This window comes from Pseudoalteromonas sp. Angola-30 (assembly GCF_028599215.1).
Taxonomy (GTDB): domain Bacteria; phylum Pseudomonadota; class Gammaproteobacteria; order Enterobacterales; family Alteromonadaceae; genus Pseudoalteromonas; species Pseudoalteromonas atlantica.
Map to the genome: position 1 here is coordinate 650,685 of NZ_JAQREI010000001.1, position 13,945 is coordinate 664,629.

The window sequence follows — 13,945 nt, forward strand, 5'->3', positions numbered from 1 at the left end:
AGCGCGTAAGGCACAGGCTTTACGTGCTTTGAACTTAGCGATGAATTATTAAAATGTTAAAGGCTTTTTTATGCTAGTCGACCCAGCAGGGCGAAAATTTAGTTATCTGCGTTTATCTATTACTGATGTATGTAATTTTAAGTGTGTGTATTGCTTGCCGGATGGTTATCAATGCGATCACGACCGAGACTTCCTTTCACTTAACGAAATTAGCAACACCGTAAACGCCTTTGCTCATCATGGCATATCAAAGTTACGCATTACTGGCGGTGAGCCAACCCTCAGAAAAGATTTTATAGATGTAATTCGTGCGGCAAAAGACACCCAAGGTATTACCAAAATAGCCGCCACTACAAATGGTTACTCGATGCATAAACATGTTAAAGATTGGGTACACGCTGGGCTCAATGCAATAAATGTTAGCATCGACAGCCTAGACCCACGTATGTTTAATACCATTACCGGCAATGATAAGTTTGCCACGGTTATGAAAGGAATAGACACGGCCCTAGAGAGCGGCTTAGATTCAGTAAAAATAAACAGCGTACTAATGAAACAGTACAATGGCCGTGCCCTTGAACCTTTTTTAGCGTATTTAAAGCACAGGCCCGTAACGATGCGTTTTATTGAGCTAATGCAAACAAACGACAATAAAGCATTTTTTGATGCTAACCATATATCGGGGCAATCCATAAAAGAGCAGTTGCTTCGCGCTGGTTGGCAGCCCATTATACGCGATGTAACGGCGGGGCCTGCGCAAGAGTTTTTCCATCCTGATTATTTAGGCAAAATAGGGTTAATAATGCCTTACAGTAGTGACTTTTGTGCTACCTGCAACAGGCTAAGAATTTCATCACTGGGGAAACTGCATTTATGTTTGTTTTCTGAGCAGGGTATATCACTTAGAGAATACATGAGTGATAACACTAATCAGGCATTAATTGATCAGTTAGCGCGTTATATAAAAACAAAAAAACCAACGCACTTATTGCACCAAGGTAACACCGGGGTCACTACAAACTTATCTATGTTAGGTGGGTAAAGGCGTAAATGTAGTGTAATTCGTTACTGAGTTTACTGTTTTCGCTACACAGTTTGATAAAATGACTGTTTTTACCTGTTTAGCTACTTGTTATATTTAATTTTAAGGTTACACTGAATTTTTTATTATTTTAAGTTTTTTGAATGGATATAGCAGCACTTAGTAGCACTAAATCATTAAGAAGAAACGTTCTGAAATGGATGTGCTTGTGTTTTGGTTTTGTCTCATTGTTTTTTGCTGCGTTTAATATTTTTTTAAATAACTTTGCGTTATTAGGCTATTTAGAAATAGCGCTCACTGTATTTTGTGCCTACACCTACCACCGCTTAAACACACACGCACTAGAAGTATGGCAATCTGTTGTTATGTGCATATTTGTCACCTTTGTTATTGTATTAGGTAATTATTTAGCAAAGCCAATAAATGGTTTGTATGTGTGGTCGTTTGCGTTACCTGTGTTGTATTACCTACTGTTAGGTAAGCGCTATGGCATTGTATTATCGGCTTTGTTATTTGTACTCCAGGGAGCCATATTATTAACCAAAGCATCGCAACTTCCTCTAACGACGCTTAACTTCAGTTTAAATCTTGCCTTTGTTTATATCAGCATTTGGGCCATTTCTCATGTATTTGAAGGCAGTCGTGCTTTATCGTCTAAGCGGCTGAAAAATCTGGCCTTGTTAGACCCACTTACCGGGGCTGCAAACCGTTTATCAATGAACCATTACTTTGCAGTAGAGCTTAAAGATAAGTCGCAACTTTATTTGTTTTTACTCGACCTAGACTTTTTTAAACAGGTTAACGACACCCATGGCCACGCAGTAGGTGATAAAGTGCTAATTGAAGTCGCCACTTTATTAAGGGTTGTATTGGCAAAAGGGTATGTATTTAGAGTGGGCGGGGAAGAGTTTGCTTTACTACATTCTTTTGCGTCACAAAGTGATGCATTGGCAATGGCCGAAACCATAAGAGAAAAACTCAACAATACGGCATTTGAGATTGATGGACTAAAAATAAATGTAACTGCCAGTATCGGCGTTGTTAAGTATCGCCAAGGCGACACGCTTGAAAAGTTTGTAATTAAAGCAGATAAACAACTGTATAAAGCAAAAGAATATGGCCGCAATAAAGTGTACTTTCAAGCAAATGCCAACCTGATTGAAGAGCCTCAAATAGCCTAAGTACGAGGCTAGTACATTTGCTCAAAATTTGGGATGTTGTTTTCCCAAATTGGTTTGTCTTTACCTAGGAATTCTCTCACTGCATCAAAAAATAAACGTGTTCTTACCGGTAAGTCTCTGTGTGGATACACCGCATACATATGGCTAAACTCTTTTAACTTAACATCCGTTAAAATGGGCACCAATTGACCTTGTGTAATTTCTTTATCGATAATAAATGCTGGCGCAACAAAGTAGGTAGTCCCTGAAATAGCTTTCATTAGCAGTACTTCAGCGTCGTTTGCTCTGTACACGCTTTTTATTTTTAGCTCGCACGGCTCACCTTTACTATCGTAGTAATCTATGGTTTCTACGCGCATAGCGTTACTTGCATAACTTGCAGCGGGTAACTGCACCAGCTCTTCTATGGTTTGTGGCATACCATAGGTTTTTATAAATTCAGGGGCGGCTACAATAAGCAGCCTGTTACGGGCAATTTTACGGGCAATTAATGAGGAGTCTTTAGGCTCACCAATTCTAAATGCTAAATCAAACCCTTCAGATACAATATCAACTAGCCTATCGTCGAGGCGCAGTTCTACTTCTACTTGTGGAAAACGTTTTTGAAAGTCGTTAAGCACAGGTTGTAAATAACGCCGACCAATTAATGTTGACGAGGTAACCTTTAACACACCGCGTGGCTCTAAGTGGTAGTTTTCGGCCATACGTACGGTTTCACCAAGTAGCTCTCTTAGCTCTGACGCTTTTTTAATCATTTCAGCGCCCGCCGCCGTTAACGAAAACGAACGGGTGGTGCGGTTTAATAACCTAACACCTAGCTCGTCCTCTAATCGACTGATTTGTTTAGATATAACAGAACGGTCTATGTTTCTTATTTCTGCAGCTTTGGCAAAAGAGCCTTGTTCTACCACTTCAAGCAGCATTAAAAGCCGGCTTGTTGTATCCATTATGATCACCCAATAAATGTTATTGATGCCATTTTGGCATTAATGAATTTATAAATCTATGGTTTTTGTCCGCAAGTATAGTCCGTAACATGCCAGGTAAATAAATAAAGGAGCGTCTTCATGAATAAACATTTAATTGCTGCTGCATTAGCTGCGGCAACTCTATCCTTAGCGGGCTGTGCCGATGAGAGCGCACCTAATGCGCAGCAACAACAATTGCAACCTATCGATGTGGCACAAGTTTTAATTAAACCAGTACAAAGCTGGCACACCTACACCACGCGTTTAGAATCGCCGCAAGAAGTTGCGCTGATGCCGCGTGTATCTGGGGTGATTGATAGCATTGAATTTAAAGAAGGTGATGTTGTTAAGCAAGGCGATGTGTTGTTTCAACTTGATGAGCGCCCCTTTGCAGCGGTTGTAGCAAGCCTAGAAGCGCAAATACACAGCGCAGAAGCTGCACTTGAACAAGCAAAAAGTGAAGACAAACGAGCAGTGCGCTTATTAGAGCGTAAAGCTATTTCAACAGAACAAGCACAGGCGCGTACCTCAACGCTTCGCCAGCGCGAAGCACAACTTGCAGCGCTGCAAGCACAGCTTACCTCTGCAAAGCTCGATTTAGAATTTACATCAGTGGTTTCGCCGATTGATGGTGTTATCTCGCGCGCAAATATTACCAAAGGTAATAACGTATTAGCGGGCCAAAGTGTATTAACGTCAATTGTTTCTAATAAAGCAATGTATGCCTACTTTGATGTTGATGAGCGTACTTGGAATAGCGCCTTTAACGATGTAACCGCACAAAGCCGACAAACAGTTGTTATGCAAAAAGTAGGGCAAAAAGAGTTTGCTTACCAAGGCTATATTAATTTCATTGATAACCAAATTAATTCAGCAACGGGTACTTTACGTGTACGTGCGGTATTTGAACAAGATAACAATCAACTACGCGCAGGTTCTTTTGCTCGCGTTAAATTGGCAGCAAACGAAGTGAGTGAAAAAGTAATTATTCCTGAGCGTGCTATTGGCACCGATTTAAAAAATCGCTTTGTGTTAACCGTTGGTGAAAACAACGTGCTTGAATACAAATTAATAGAAGTAGGCGAGCGCTATGGTGCGTTACGCGCTGTTACTGCTGGCCTAAACGAAGGCGATATTATTGCGGTAAATGGCCCAGCACGTGTAGGCCCAGGTATGCCAATTTCGCCAAATACAGTAACAATTGATACAAGCGGCGTGGCTTTTACATTGTCAAACGACAACGCGCAGCTAATGGCTAAGCAATAAGGTTTATTGATGAAATTTTCACACTTTTTTATTGAGCGACCAATTTTTGCAGCCATGCTGTCGTTGGTTATTTTAATTGCTGGTGGTATTTCACTGTTTCAACTTCCTGTAAGTGAATACCCAGAGGTTGTGCCACCTACTGTTGTGGTAACAGCAAATTACCCAGGTGCTAACCCAACCGTTATTGCGCAAACTGTGGCAACGCCGCTTGAGCAAGAAATTAACGGCACCGAAAACATGCTGTATATGTTTTCTCAAGGCACCAGCGATGGCCGTATGACACTTACGGTAACCTTTGCATTAGGCACCGACCTAGACCGTGCACAAGTGCAAGTACAAAACCGTGTAAACAGTGCATTACCACGTTTGCCCGAAGAGGTGCAGCGCTTAGGTGTAGTAGCCGAAAAATCATCACCCGATTTAACCATGGTGGTGCATTTATACTCGCCTGAAAACAGCCACGACACAGCGTATTTATCTAACTATGCCGACATTCATATTAAAGATGAGATCGCCCGTTTACCGGGTGTAGGTGATATTCGTTTATTTGGTGGTGGTAAGTACTCTATGCGTGTGTGGTTAAACCCAGATGCATTAGCAGCGCGTGAGCTTACAGCCACCGATGTTGTGGCTGCTTTGCGCTCGCAAAATCAGCAAGTTGCAGCGGGTAGCTTAGGTGCACAGCCAATTTCTAACGACAGCCAATTTCAAATTTTGTTAAACGTAAAAGGGCGTTTAAACAGTGTTGAAGAGTTTGAAAACGTTATTATTAAAGTAGGTGACGAAGGCCAGTTAACACGTTTATCTGATGTAGCCCGTGTTGATTTAGGTCTAGATACGTACGCACTTCGCGCTGAAATGGATAACCAGCCAGCACTTGCAATGCCTATTTTTCAACGCCCAGGTTCAAATGCAATTGAGCTTTCAGACCAAGTACGTGAGACAATGGCGCGTTTGTCAGAAGATTTCCCAACGGGTGTTGAGTACGACATTGTATATGACCCCACTGTGTTTGTACGTGGTTCAATTGATGCGGTAATCGCTACATTGCTAGAGGCAATAGTATTAGTTGTTATCGTTGTAATTGTATTTTTACAAACATGGCGCGCATCTATTATTCCACTGATTGCAGTACCTGTATCATTAATTGGTACGTTTGCTGTAATGCAATGGCTAGGCGTGTCTATTAATACGCTTTCGCTGTTTGGCTTGGTTCTGGCAATTGGTATTGTAGTTGATGATGCGATAGTTGTTGTTGAAAACGTAGAGCGAAATATAGAACAAGGGCTTTCGCCTTTAGAGGCAACACGTGTTGCTATGAGCGAAGTAACCGGGCCAATTATTGCGATAGCGTTAGTGCTGTGTGCGGTATTTATTCCTACTGCATTTATTACCGGTTTATCGGGTCAGTTTTATAAGCAATTTGCACTAACAATTACTATTTCGACTGTTATTTCGGCGTTTAACTCCTTAACCCTGTCGCCTGCGCTATCGGCATTATTATTAAAGTCGCACGATGCAAAACCAGATGCATTCACGCGTTTACTTAATAAACTGTTTGGTGCGTGGTTATTTAAACCGTTTAACCGCGTGTTTGACCGTGGTGCTAAAGGCTACGAAAAGCTGGTACAAAAGCTTATACGTATGAGCGTTATTGTTATGGTGGCCTATGTTGCGCTGGTGGGCGGTACAATTAAATTGTTTGATACCGTACCCGGTGGCTTTATTCCACAGCAAGATAAGCAATATTTAGTTGCGATTTCGCAATTGCCAGATGCAGCCAGTTTAGACCGTACCGAAGATGTGCTCTCGCAAATGCAAAAAATAGCATTAGAAGTACCAGGCGTTGCACACACCGTGGCGTTTCCAGGCTTATCGGTAAACGGTTTTACTAACAGCCCAAATAGCGGCATTGTATTTACGCCACTTGAGAGCTTTGATAAACGTACCGACCCTAGTCAATCAGCGATGGCAATTGCCGCGCAGCTAAATCAGCGTTTTGCAGCTATTGATGAAGCGTTTGTGGCTGTATTTCCGCCGCCACCAATTCAAGGTTTAGGCACAACAGGTGGCTTTAAGCTGCAAATTGAAGATAGAGCAAATAAAGGCTTTGATGCACTATTTAATAGTTTGCAAACCATTATTGGTAAGGCGCAGCAAGACCCCGCGTTAATGGGCTTATATTCAAGTTTCCGTATTCAAGTACCGCAAATGGATATTGATATAGACCGCGAGCAAGCGCTTATTCAAGGTATTCCTCTTGATGAAGTATTTGACGCATTGCAAATATACCTAGGTTCTGTGTATGTGAATGACTTTAATATGTTTGGTCGTACTTATCAGGTTAATGCGCAAGCTGATGCTGATTTTCGCCTTGATCCTGAGCAAATCCTTAACCTAAAAGTACGTAACAGTGCAGGAAATATGGTGCCGCTTGGCTCGGTACTGACAGTTACACCAACAATAGGACCTGACCGTGTAATGCATTACAACGGTTACCCAAGTGCAGAACTAAACGGCAGCCCAGCCCCCGGTTATAGCTCTGATCAGGCACAAACTGCTATTGAAACAATATTAGCCGACAACCTGCCAACAGGTATTGAGTACGAGTGGACAGAAGTAACGTACCAACAAGTACTTGCAGGTAACACCATGGTTTATGTATTCCCATTAGTTGTGTTGCTTGTATTTATGGTGCTTGCTGCGCAGTACGAAAGTTTACGTTTACCACTGGCCATAATATTAATTGTGCCTATGACTATTTTCTCAGCACTATTAGGTGTGTGGTTTGTAGGCTCAGACAATAATATATTTACTCAAATTGCATTAATTGTACTGGTGGCACTCGCCTCTAAAAACGCCATATTAATGGTAGAATTTGCCCGCGACCAACATGGCGGTGGGTTAACGCACTTTGAGGCAATATTAGCGGCGTGTCGTATGCGTTTACGTCCAATATTAATGACCTCAATTGCCTTTACAGCTGGGGTTGTACCACTAGTACTTGCAACGGGGGCAGGTGCCGAAATGCGCCACGCAATGGGTAACGCGGTGTTTGCAGGCATGATAGGGGTAACGGTGTTTGGCTTATTATTTACACCTGTATTTTACATGTTAGTTGTGAAAAAGCAGCAAAAAGCAAAGGGGTTATCGCATGACTAATTTAATCGCTAAACCTATCAAAACGTGCTTAACGTTAAGTACTGTGTTAGTGGCTGCTTTTTTATCTGGTTGCGCTAGCAAAATAGATACACAAAGCGAGCAAAACGCTATTAACGGTTTTGTAGCTCAAGCAAATATTGCCAGCAATGTTGCCATAGCAGATGAAACAAATTGGTGGCACAAGTTAGAGTCAAAGCAGCTAAATGCTTTGGTTAATAGCGCACTTGCCAATAACTACAATTTGCAAACAAGCCAATTAACGCTAAAAAGTACCCTTGCCCGACTTGGTGAGCAAAAAGCGCAATATTTACCCCAAGGCGGGGTAAGTATTGGCGCAGCACGAAGCGATGCACCGAGTGTGTTTGACCGTCAATCGAGTGCTAACATAGCACTTGATTGGCAGTTAGATTTATTTGGCCGTATTACTGCTTTGGTTGATGCTGCAAATGCATCGGCCATGAGCCAAGCAGAGCAAGTACGTTCACTGCAAATTGAAGTGGTATCGTCTGTTGTTAAAGGTTTTGTAAGCTATCAAGGTAATGTTGAAAAACAACACATTATAGCCATGCAAATTAACGCATTAGAGCAAAGCATTGAGGTACTTCAAGCACGTGTAGATGAAGGCGTTGCCAACGAGCTTGACCTAAACCGTACGATGGCACAGCTTAGGCAGCAAGAAGCCCTAATGCCCGCTATTGAGTATGCAAAATACAGCGACTTATCTACTTTAGCAGTGCTTACAGGTAAGCTTGCGCAAGACATTGTGATAGACAATGAGCAAAACCTGCTGGAGCAAAGCTTTAGCGTTGCGCTTAAAAATGCCAATAGCGCCATTGCCCTGCGCCCTGATATAAGCCGTGCATTGTATGATTTTAGCCAAGCCAACAGCTTAAGTGTGGCGGCAAGTAAAGCCTTACTACCTGATATTAGCTTATCAGCCTTTGCAGGTGTAGTGAGCATAGACAGCACGGGCTTAAAAAATACTGATCAGCAATGGCAAGTAGCCCCCCAGTTGCAATGGTCAATATTAAGTTACCCCGCACTCCTTGCCCAGCGCGACGCACAGCAGTTTTTAAATGAAGCTGCCTACAGCGACTATCAGCAAATAGTATTAAATGCGGTGACTCAAAGTGAACTTTCATTGCAAATGTTGGTCAATCAACAACAGCAAGAGCGTTATGCTAAACAGCGCTATGGCTTTGCAAATAAAGCATTTTTACAAGCACAGGCGATGTACGAAGAAGGCCAAATACCGTACTTAGAGTTGTTAGATGCACGCCAGGATGTTTTAATGGCACAAGAAAACGCTGTTGACACAACTATTGCTACATTGCTTGCTAAAGTGAATGCTTATCAGGCATTTAACGGCCAATGGAGCTATGCACTGAGCAGTACAAAATAGGTAGAGTTAATTGAATGAGCAATACTGAATTATCACATCAAGGCAGCACCTTACAAACAATGCGCGCTGTTGTTTTATCACAACCAGATGAGCAAATACGCTTGCAAGATGTAGAGGTTGATATACCCGAGTGCGCCGACAACGAATTGTTGGTAAAGCTTGAGTATGTAGGCCTTAATCCTGCTGATGCCTATTTTGCTAAAACGGGATTTTGTAAGTGGCAATACCCTCATATTTTAGGCCTAGACGCCGTTGGTGTGGTAGTTAAAGCTAACAAAGGTGTGTTTCCTGGGGTTGGCGAACGAGTAATGTGGCATGCCAATATAGGTAAGCAAGGGGTACTGAGTGAATACACCACGGTGCCTAACTTTGCTGTATCGGTTGTGCCCGATGGGCTGTGCCCTGCAAAGGCTGCTACGTTACCGTGTGCTGGTATGGCCGCCCTTATTAGCTTAGATAAAATTGCAATTACTGAGGGCGACCAAATCCTAATCGAAGGTGGCTCTGGTGCGGTAGGGCAGTTTGCCATTCAATATGCTAAACAACGCGGTGCCGATGTATTTACCACCGCTTCAAAGCGTAATCACAAGCTGGTAAAGCAGCTAGGTGCCGATGTGGTATTTGATTATAACGACAAAAAGTTACGCGACAAAATTCGCCGCGAGCTTGGCCCGCAAGGGTTTGATGCTGTAATTGATACCATGGGCGGTGAATCAACGCTTAGAAATATTGAATTAATGCGCTTTTGCGGGCGTATCGCGTGTTTAAACTCGCTGCCTCATTTTGATCAAGATTTAATGTACCACCGAGCGCCTAATATTAGTGTGGTGTCTATTGGTGGTGCGTGGCTTGCCAATAGTTTATGTGCACAGCAGCGCTTAAGTTTTATGGGCAATTTATTGCTTGAAGGCGCGCTATCGGGCGATATTAAAACACCGGCAATCACTGCGGTTGACTTTACTGCTGACTCAGTCAGTGCTGCCTTAAATAACCAAATAGCGGGTGGCTTTACAGGCAAACACGTTGTGCAAATAAGCAATTAACGTTGCCCACCTTATTTTAAAAACGCAGCCCAAGTGGCTGCGTTTTTTTATGCCTAAAAAATAGCTTTTTATGAGTATGGGGCTTAATTGTTGCCAAATAGAGGTATTTCAGCGCACAAGTGTAAGCCTTTTAGTTTCAACAGTTTACGTCACCGTAAAGAAAATAAATTGAAAAAACTGTTAATTAATTGAATAGAGTAATTGATCTAAACTGATTTTTATGACGTAATGTAGGTATTATTTATCTGGTCGGATGAGTTCAATCATGAGTTTACGTACAAAATTAAAAAAAGTATTACCAAGTATTTCAATCACTGAACAAGAAGCGCTAGACGCGGGTGATGTGTGGTTAGAAGGGTCTATCTATCAAGGTAAGCCAGATTTTAGCGCACTACGCGATGTGCCGGCTGCTACCCTAAGTGCAGACGAGCAAGCATTCTTAGATGGCCCAGTACAAGAGCTACTAGGCATGATTGACGATTCAGTTATTCAAAACGGTATTCACTTACCAGATGACATATTAGAATTTTTGAAAAAAGAGCGTTTCTTCTCGCTTATCATTCCTAAATCGTTTGGCGGTTTAGAGTTTAGCCCTTATGCAAACTCGACTATTGTGGCAACCATTGCAACTAAAAGCTCTGCAGTAGCGGTAACTGTTATGGTTCCTAACTCTTTAGGCCCAGGTGAATTATTACTTCACTTTGGTACACAAGAGCAGCAAGCGCATTACTTACCGCGTTTAGCAAACGGCAGAGACATTCCATGTTTTGCATTAACAAGCCCAGAGGCGGGCTCTGATGCAGGTGGCATTCCAGATATTGGTACTGTCACCAAAGGCATGTACAACGGCGAAGAAGTACTTGGCCTTGAGATCACATGGGATAAGCGTTACATCACACTGGCACCAATCGCTACGGTACTTGGTTTAGCATTTAAAGTAGTGGATCCAGAAGGTTTACTAGGCGGCAAAGAAAACTTAGGTATTACCTGTGCGCTTATTCCTAAAGATCACCCAGGTGTAGAGCTTGGCAACCGCCATGACCCAATGGGTATTCGTTTTTATAACGGTACTACACGTGGTAACAAAGTATTTGTACCAATGGACTTTATTATTGGCGGCCAGAAAAACATCGGTCGTGGTTGGCAAATGTTGGTTAGCTGTTTAGGTGCAGGGCGTGGTATTTCATTACCTGCACTAGGTGTAAGTACATCACAAGTGGCGTTTAAATCAGCATCTGAATACGCAGCAGTGCGTGAGCAGTTTGGTTTAGCAATTGGTCAATTTGAAGGTATTCAAGAAAAACTAGCAGACATTGCAGGTAAAACATACCTTCAAGAAGCAATGCGCGTGCTGACAACTGAAGGCCTGGGCATGGGCTTAAAACCATCGGTTGTTACAGCAATAGCTAAATACCACATGACCGAGCTTGGCCGCGACGTATTAGACTCTGCAATGGATATTCAAGCGGGTAAAGCGATTCAAAATGGTCCACAAAATACCCTTGCAAGCGGTTACGTAGCACAGCCTATTGCAATTACAGTAGAAGGCGCGAACATTCTTACACGTAACCTGATGATTTTTGGTCAAGGTGTTATGCGTTGTCACCCTTATTTACAATCTATGGTTGAATCAATCCATAGTGAAGATAAAGGTGCAGATAAAGAGTTTAACGGCATTTTGCGTAAAACAATTGGTTACAGCACAGCAAATAGCTTACGTGCGTTCCGTTTAGGTGTTTTACCATTTACTGCAAGTGCAAACTCTGCATTACCAGAAGTACGTGAATACGAAAAAGCCGTGCATAAACTATCTGCAAAATTAGCAGTGTATGCTGACTTCTCGTTACTCGTACTTGGCGGTAAGTTAAAGCAGGCTGAAATGCTATCAGCACGTTTAGGCGATGTAATGAGCTTTTTATACGCGGCAATGGCATCAATTAAGTATTACGAGCAAAAAGTAGCAAGCAGCGAGCGCGAGCAAGCAGCGCCGTACTTCCACTATGCGACACGTTTTGCACTACAAAGCGCTGAAGAAGCACTGCATAAGTTTTTAGATAACTTCCCTGCAAGTGGTACTCGTAAGTTTATTCGTTTTGTAACAATGAACTACTCAACTAAAATGCCAAAAATTAGCGACGACTTAATTCGTGAATTAGCAAAACAAGCACAGCTTGATACCGCATTTAAAGCGCAAATTACGCATTTAGTTAAGCCTGTAGAAGGCGACGGTCATCACATTAACGAGCAAGCTTATAAAGCTAAAATGGCATCACTTGTTGAACTGGCCAAAGTTAAAAAAGCGCTGCGCGCTAAAACGATTAAACCAGGTACACGTTTTGCCATTACGCTAGATAACGCATTAGCGGCAAATGTAATTACTGCGGATGAACATGCGCAACTAATTGATTACAACAAAAAGCGTGAAAAAGCGATTCGCGTTGATGAGTTCGACTTTGACATGAACTTATTAGATGACAACGCACAACCAGTTAACCCACTTAAAAGTGTAGTTAATCAATAAAATTCAATGATGCAAAGCGCCCGCTGTATCGGCGCTTTTATTCTTGATTAAAAAATTAGTGTGGAGCCTCGTTTGTTTAAAACCAAGCGGGGCTTTTTTATGTGTGTAATATAGAGGCAGGGGTAATGGTGGCTCATTTGATGGTCGTTTTGCTTGTTCAATTAGAGTAGCTGTTTAGTTTATTTTCCATACTTTAAATAAAAAGCTCAACGCATTTAAGGCTTGTGTTTGAGTGTTAGCTGCAACATTTTGCTGGTTGACTAAGTGATTTAAAAAAAGTTCGACCTCATTATCTCCCATCGTTGTTGGGTGCTTCATAGAGTTAAAACGAATAAACGAAGCTATCCAGTATAAATACGCTTTAATGGTACTTTTAGCATAACGCTTTAGATACATTTGTTCGGCTATCATAGTTAAAAAAGGTGATTTCATGATATGAATCTCTAGTAAAAATTAACTGTATATATAGACAGTGCTTGTTGTTTTGTCCAATATTACTGATCTCCACCATTTCGGTGTATTTTCGCACTGATTAAAAATAATTTTCAGTTAACTAATTGTTTACAGGTGTTTATTTGATGGTTAAGATAAATGCGTTGTAATATATGGACATTTGTCGGTTTATAAAACGACAAATGTCGTAGACAAAATTGTTAGCTTTCTCAAAAATAATGAGTGTATGGAAACTATATTTCAAATATCCCCTTTTCCAAGTTTCGAAGATATCAGAGTACCGCTGGCGTTTTTGATACTGGGTCCTGTATTTTTCTTTTATGCACTAAAAAATAAAACAATGAAAAAGAGAAAGTTTGGCCTATTCTGGGGAGCTACAGCCACCTTAATGGCTTGTTTTTTATTATATGCAGTGGCTTCAAAACATTATAATGTTCATAAAAAGTTCGCTAAAGGTGAATTTGAAATGATTAGTGGGGAAATTGAGGTTTTAAGAGTTCAACCAAAAGATGGGCACACTGAAGGTGACCTTATATCAGTTGGGGGGATTAAATTTGAAATAGACCACTTCTTAGTCACACCTTGTTATAACAAAACCATTAAAAATGGCGGGGCTTTAAAGCATGGAACTGAAGTTAATTTATTTGTTAGTGAAAATTGCATTTTGAGAGTTGAGCGTAAACGAGAAAGCTAACAAGCCGTTTAAGGTATGGACGTCTAACGCGTGGCTGACGTTCGTTCCTCACGATTATAACCACGCATTATTCGCCCCTTAACGGAGCGTTATGTGTAAATGGAAGTTTGGTAAATGAATTCTAGCTTTGATGAATATATTTCTAATCTAAATTCAAATAGGAATAATTTTCCGAGTGAATTATTTGAGTTTGCTGCAAACACTGAAAGGTAT

Annotated in this window: 10 protein-coding genes; 8 read left to right on the forward strand and 2 right to left on the reverse strand. The window is 41.5% G+C overall.

From position 1 onward, the window contains the following. Nucleotides 1-70 precede the first annotated feature (70 nt). Both moaA and PSH54_RS02940 read left to right on the forward strand, forming a co-directional pair. Complete coding sequence (gene moaA / locus PSH54_RS02935) at nt 71-1,042, forward strand: GTP 3',8-cyclase MoaA (RefSeq protein ID WP_138579071.1); 972 nt, start codon at nt 71-73, stop codon at nt 1,040-1,042. A gap of 143 nt (nt 1,043-1,185) precedes the next feature. Beyond that, complete coding sequence (locus tag PSH54_RS02940; protein WP_273588445.1) at nt 1,186-2,223, forward strand: GGDEF domain-containing protein; 1,038 nt, start codon at nt 1,186-1,188, stop codon at nt 2,221-2,223. 8 nt (nt 2,224-2,231) lie between these two features. Here the strand turns inward: PSH54_RS02940 and PSH54_RS02945 are convergent, their stop codons facing one another. Next, entirely contained in the window at nt 2,232-3,170 is a 939-nt protein-coding gene (locus PSH54_RS02945; protein ID WP_273605450.1) for a LysR family transcriptional regulator, read from the reverse strand. 120 nt (nt 3,171-3,290) lie between these two features. Between PSH54_RS02945 and PSH54_RS02950 the strand changes: the two genes are divergently transcribed. From PSH54_RS02950 to PSH54_RS02970, 5 genes are all read left to right on the forward strand, one after another. Then, entirely contained in the window at nt 3,291-4,457 is a 1,167-nt protein-coding gene (locus PSH54_RS02950; RefSeq protein ID WP_024032205.1) for an efflux RND transporter periplasmic adaptor subunit, read from the forward strand. 9 nt (nt 4,458-4,466) lie between these two features. Continuing rightward, nucleotides 4,467-7,619, forward strand: coding sequence for an efflux RND transporter permease subunit (locus PSH54_RS02955; protein WP_273605451.1), 3,153 nt, complete (start codon nt 4,467-4,469; stop codon nt 7,617-7,619). Next, nucleotides 7,612-9,021, forward strand: coding sequence for a TolC family protein (locus PSH54_RS02960; RefSeq protein ID WP_273605452.1), 1,410 nt, complete (start codon nt 7,612-7,614; stop codon nt 9,019-9,021). The genes PSH54_RS02955 and PSH54_RS02960 overlap by 8 nt, the downstream gene beginning before the upstream one ends. A 14-nt stretch (nt 9,022-9,035) precedes the next feature. Continuing rightward, the gene (locus tag PSH54_RS02965) at nt 9,036-10,064 is read left to right on the forward strand and encodes a zinc-binding dehydrogenase (protein WP_273605453.1); all 1,029 of its coding nucleotides are present in this window, start codon (nt 9,036-9,038) and stop codon (nt 10,062-10,064) included. Nucleotides 10,065-10,329: 265 nt separating this feature from the next. Continuing rightward, entirely contained in the window at nt 10,330-12,585 is a 2,256-nt protein-coding gene (locus PSH54_RS02970) for an acyl-CoA dehydrogenase (protein WP_004588700.1), read from the forward strand. A gap of 174 nt (nt 12,586-12,759) precedes the next feature. Here the strand turns inward: PSH54_RS02970 and PSH54_RS02975 are convergent, their stop codons facing one another. Continuing rightward, complete coding sequence (locus PSH54_RS02975) at nt 12,760-13,017, reverse strand: site-specific integrase (RefSeq protein WP_273605454.1); 258 nt, start codon at nt 13,015-13,017, stop codon at nt 12,760-12,762. Between the two features lie 247 nt (nt 13,018-13,264). Between PSH54_RS02975 and PSH54_RS02980 the strand changes: the two genes are divergently transcribed. Continuing rightward, a complete protein-coding gene (locus tag PSH54_RS02980) occupies nt 13,265-13,732 on the forward strand; it encodes a hypothetical protein (protein ID WP_273605455.1) in 468 nt (155 codons plus the stop codon). Nucleotides 13,733-13,945 lie beyond the last annotated feature (213 nt).

Bases quoted from the DNA above. Each gene is read 5' to 3' on its own strand.
- PSH54_RS02960 (WP_273605452.1), top strand. From the start codon at position 7,612: ATGACTAATTTAATCGCTAAACCTATCAAAACGTGCTTAACGTTAAGT.
- moaA (WP_138579071.1), top strand. From the start codon at position 71: ATGCTAGTCGACCCAGCAGGGCGAAAATTTAGTTATCTGCGTTTATCT.
- PSH54_RS02940 (WP_273588445.1), top strand. From the start codon at position 1,186: ATGGATATAGCAGCACTTAGTAGCACTAAATCATTAAGAAGAAACGTT.
- PSH54_RS02950 (WP_024032205.1), top strand. From the start codon at position 3,291: ATGAATAAACATTTAATTGCTGCTGCATTAGCTGCGGCAACTCTATCC.
- PSH54_RS02955 (WP_273605451.1), top strand. From the start codon at position 4,467: ATGAAATTTTCACACTTTTTTATTGAGCGACCAATTTTTGCAGCCATG.
- PSH54_RS02945 (WP_273605450.1), bottom strand. From the start codon at position 3,170: ATGGATACAACAAGCCGGCTTTTAATGCTGCTTGAAGTGGTAGAACAA.
- PSH54_RS02975 (WP_273605454.1), bottom strand. From the start codon at position 13,017: ATGAAATCACCTTTTTTAACTATGATAGCCGAACAAATGTATCTAAAG.
- PSH54_RS02980 (WP_273605455.1), top strand. From the start codon at position 13,265: ATGGAAACTATATTTCAAATATCCCCTTTTCCAAGTTTCGAAGATATC.
- PSH54_RS02965 (WP_273605453.1), top strand. From the start codon at position 9,036: ATGAGCAATACTGAATTATCACATCAAGGCAGCACCTTACAAACAATG.
- PSH54_RS02970 (WP_004588700.1), top strand. From the start codon at position 10,330: ATGAGTTTACGTACAAAATTAAAAAAAGTATTACCAAGTATTTCAATC.